At 35.4% G+C, this 5,064-nt stretch carries 3 protein-coding genes; all 3 read right to left on the minus strand.

What is annotated here, in order from left to right:
• Positions 1 to 241 (minus strand): mannose/fructose/sorbose PTS transporter subunit IIA (locus tag AC1DRF_RS16380; protein WP_477741167.1); only part of this gene is annotated, 241 nt, incomplete at its 3' end.
• A gap of 254 nt (positions 242 to 495) precedes the next feature.
• Positions 496 to 3,282: a sigma-54-dependent transcriptional regulator gene (locus AC1DRF_RS16385; RefSeq protein ID WP_477727549.1), complete on the minus strand. Its 2,787-nt coding sequence runs from the start codon at positions 3,280 to 3,282 to the stop codon at positions 496 to 498.
• Positions 3,283 to 3,635: 353 nt separating this feature from the next.
• A partial coding sequence (locus AC1DRF_RS16390; protein ID WP_477741168.1) for a glycoside hydrolase family 68 protein occupies positions 3,636 to 5,064 on the minus strand: 1,429 nt, incomplete at its 5' end.

Consider the following 5,064-nt stretch of genomic DNA (forward strand, 5'->3'; position numbering starts at 1 on the left):
GGATATATGGAGTAGCCGCATTGTAGGGTGTACCTCCGAAAATATCTACTAAAAAAAGCACTTCATTTTCTAAAGGCATCTCCTCTAGTGCCTGCTTATATTTTTCTTCAAGGGTTTGGATACCCTCGCCTTTTAGAAAAGGTACGGCTACTACGTGATTCTCTTCACCAAATATCATTTTGGAAGACCCCTCTAACGCTGGCGCGAAATCACCATGTCCACTAATAATGACTGAAATCATGTACACTTGCTCCTCTCTTTTACGTTCTACACTTATTTATTGCAAGTATCGTGCCAACAAAGAGTATTAAGCGCTTTCATTTATTTTTCAATACCTTTTTCTGCGTTGTTGATACAGGTTCCTTAAAATAAACAAACCTGTATCAAAACGTCATGCGTTTTAATACAGGTTTTTCTGTTATTTAAAAAATGGGATAAAAAAAGAAACTAGTGGCATATAAATCAAACTAGTTTCTCAGAATTATAATATGATTTCTACATTTCATCCGCAAAAATGGTGGCAATAAATAATTTTTCATCTCTTGTTAAGGTAAGTTTCAGCTTTTTTTCGACGGCTTGTAATGTTTTTTCCGTTTTTTGATAAATGTTTTCTAACTGGTGAGTGATTTCTTCATCCTCGGGAAAAGTAAGAGGTTCATTTTTTATCATTCTTTCTAAAGCAAAGGCTGTATGCATCACAATTCGAATCATAACAGTGTTGCTTAATTCCATTTCTAACTCATCTTGTACATGACTTAACCATTCTAACAGAATTTCACTTATGAGGTACGGATTAATAAATAGAAGGTACTTTCGCAAGTTTTCTTCGCAAAGTTCACGTACCACAATATTCGCTTCGGTTTTCTCATCATCATAGCTTATCGTTTCTTTTGTAATTGCCTGTTGAAGTATTCGCTCTCCCTGCCCTTCAATGAGGACTTCTAATGATACATGAGGCGCATCAATCCTTGGATTTTTAGTACCTGCCGTTGCAACAATTTCATATTCTTTTTGAATTTCTCGAATGTTTGCTGCTAATTTAATAGAAGAAACGGTTAGAATTTTAATAGGTTCTTGAGATACTTTGCGTGAAATAATCGTTAAGATTTTTTCTAATTGTTTTGCTGTACCGCTTCCTGTTGTACAAATAGAAACAAGTGCTTTCTTTTTTCCAAACACGTGCTGCTGCTTATCTATAAATTCCATAAAGTCTTTTTGCACTGAATCAAATATGGCATATAAATTTAAATCTAAATAATTTACTTTTCTAACGGTGTCTAATACCATAGACGTCGTCACATTGCTGATGGTTTTAATTTTAGTCCCTGTTTTTTGTTCCAACTTGCTTTCTAACATGGCAAGCGAACCCATGTCCACGAGCATTAATACGCCTTCTCCTTCATCTACTTTCTTAATTCCTTGGATTAACCTGTCTACAATTTCAACCGGAGATACCGTCAAAGGCACATCAATAGCTATAATAGGAGTGCTTCCTAAAAGCTCCGTAGCAACTTCAACCATAGAAGTTGCCGTGCTGTTTCCATGGGCAGCAACTACAATCCCTACTCGTTTATTTTCTTCTAACGTTCGAATTGATTGAATAACCATTGTGAGATAAATGACTTCTATTTCTGGCACGCTAATGTTAAACCACTTTTCAATTCGATTTTTAAAAAGCAGTGCTACCGCATATTCTTTTGGATATGTTTCGCGAATTTCATCTATCTCTTTTGTATTTAATACGTCTACTTGTTTTTTTCGTTTTAAAAAGGATTCCATATGCATACTTAAAAAATGAATAAATCTACGATCAAATTTACAGTTCAATTCTTTTTCAGCCAACTGTTTTAATTCTTTTGTAAGCTGAATCACATCGTCTTCTACGAATTTCATTAAATTAGAGCTCTGGCCATTTTTTTGATTAAAAAAGCTTCGAACATTCAAATGAATGTCGGTAAGAATATACTGATTGATGTCTTCTTGAGATAAACCTTCTTTTGTTAAAACATCTACTTTTTCTTCTATTAACTGATATAAATTAAATGATACGTCTTCCTCCATTTTTATTTCTTGGCTCTCCATAGCCGGGGAGATAATCGTTTTAAGGTTTACATATTCAGAAATTTTTTTGCTACGCTCCATATTTTTACTATTTGAAATCCAATCTCGTTTAATATCGTCAGGCAGATCTCGCACTGTAAGTTCCACCATATGTTTACTATCAAGGTTATTTAAAAATCCGTGTGCGCAAACGAGCTGCACATTCGACTTTAACTGCCCTACATTTCCGAATTTTTCAGTGTGGATTAAAGCATTTAATACATCAATGTGAACACTTAGCTTTTTATTAATTCGTTTAGCCTCTTGTTCTAAAAGAAACGTGGTGAGGCGAATTTTTTCTTTTAAAGACCTCTCTTCTAATGAGGGAATATGGATAGTCATCGGAATTCTTCTTAAGAAAGTTTGCAGTAAGGCTGAACCGGGATTTTCAGTTGTAGCACAAATAATTAATACCTTAGACGTTCGCTTATGATCTGTTTCCCCTAGGCGATTGTACGTACCTTGATCAATGAGGTAAAAAAGCATTTCTTGGCCTTCGGGAGGAAGCCGGTGTACTTCATCCATAAAGAGAATCCCTTCATTTGCTTGTTCTACTAAACCTACTTTACTCTCAGTTGCTCCGGTGAAACTCCCTTGCTTATGACCAAATAACTGAGAAAGAAGTAATTGAGGATTATGGTAATAATCAGCGCAGTTAAAGGTAATGAACGGGGCATCTGTTTTTAGCCGCTCTGAATATAAGGCAAATTGATAGATTCGTTTTGCAAAAAGAGATTTTCCCGATCCCGTGGGACCTAATAGCAGCATATGTAATCCATTAGGCGGGTAAAGAACAGCAGCTTTTGCTTGAGAAATCGATTTTTTCAAACTTCCGGTAGCTCCAATCATTAATTCAAAAGGATTAGCAGGAAGAGCTTCTTCTTTTCCTCCATTAGATAGCTGCTCTAGTTTTTCTACTTCCATCTTATTCGTATCCCACTTTTGATGGCAAATGGTTTCAACAACCTCTAGCGGAACGTAGCGAACGGGGAACATTTTAATTTTGATTACTTTTTGCATGCGGACAAGTTTGTTAAGTTCAAGACTTACATTAGATCTCTCTAAATCTAACTGTCCAGCAATTTCAATCGCTGAGCTTCCTTGTTTATGTAAAAGTTCCACTTCTGTAAACTCTTGAAAATTACTCAACAGCTGATTGTATACCTTATCAATTCGTTTCATTAGAAGCACCTTCTTTATTTTCAGTTCACGATTGGAATTTTCTCTTTCAAAGAAATGATCATTCCCTACTACTACAAGCTATTTCATCTACAAGTACCCTCATGTCATACTAATCTATGAAAACGTTTCAAACCATTATATGTAAATATATTAAGTTAGTCAAACCTGCATGTCAACCGGTTTCATTCTTAAAGTTATAGTCTGTCTGAATGTTTCATTTTCTTTAAATAACTATCAATGTATACACTGCTTTTTTATTTTAATCAGCACTGCGTTTACAGCACATTTTTGATTAAATAATAAAACGAAAGAAAACAGCAGCAGTTACCGCCATCTTCTTTCGTTTTTAAAAATTATTTGTCCGTACTCAATTGCCCTTGTGGTAAAATACTGTTTTTCACAACAGCTGTTTTTGATCCTTTAATATTTAACAAGAAGCTAGGAGCAAAAGTAGAATGTTCCTCTGAATAGAAGCCTCTATTTGTCATGTAACTTGTGATTACGACATTGTCTCCTTTCACTTGTGGAACTGCAAAATGTGAATACGTAAACGTTTTGTCATTAGGATCGAGGTCCATATGTAAAACAAGTCCTGTATCATTTAGCGGCTTGTATTTTCCTGTCAGCGTATTTGATACGTACCCTAGCATATATACGTCATCTTGGCCGATACCATCAATAGTCATTTTAGATCCGCGAGAATCTGTGAATAAGTACCATTTCCCATCTTTTTTAAATACATTTGCGCGTTCAATTTCATCTGTCACCGTGTTTGAAGTAATCAGTGGATCCATTACTTTTTTCAAGGTATAATCGTTATTTAGTTCAACAATGCCTAATGCACCGTTTGCTAAAGAGGCTTTCTTTTTATTAGAGCTCTGAAGTAATTTCTCTTTTTCTGATTGGAAAAATGGATTATTTCCACCGTAGTAAGCTCGATTGTAAATGGAATCTTCACCTTGATAACCATCTTCAGTTCCTGTGTTTGCTTCAAATACAAGGTATTTATGCCCTTTATCCTCTACATAGTGAGGATCTCTCAACGTATGATTATCTCCTGAACCATATGCGCCTTCGTCAATAAACTGCTGAATATTTTGATACTTTTTACCATCACCATCAAAAATGGATTTATGATCTTCAACACCTTCAATTTTTAACGTATCTCCACTTGGCTGGGATACATTTACTTGAGCCGTTGTTAAGGTTTGTTTTCCATAGTTTGTACCTGAAAAGTTAGTATAGAATAAGCGTATTTTTCCGTCTGATGTTAAAGTAGCAGATCCTGACCATTCTTGTGTTTGCTTTTTCAAATGAGCATCATTCGGTACAAACTTGTCACTGTCTTTGAACACTCTTCCTGCATTTTTCCAACTGTCAATCGAATCTTCACCGATTTTTTGATAAAACACATAAATAGATGTATCATCAGCATCTTTCGGATCACCTGCTAGTGCAAATACAACTTGGTAACCATGATAGTTGGCTACTGTTCCGTCAGCATTTTGCAGAGGCCAGCTGTCCCATACGTCTAAATCAATTAAATTGCCCGATTTATCGTACCCTTTTGCAGAGGCAATATTTTTGATTGTTGATTTATCAAAAGCTGGAACTTTAAACTGTTCGCTTTTTTGCTGCTGAGGAATTTTCAGCATGTTATCACGCGTAATATGGGAAACTCCATAATTATTGTTGGTATCTTTATGATTGCTTTCAGCAGCCCATGTTTGAGATCCAGCACCTACTAACAGAGCTGTAGCAAAAGATAAAGCTGTAGTTTGC

The sequence above is a fragment of the Priestia sp. P5_B4 genome (assembly GCF_056400385.1).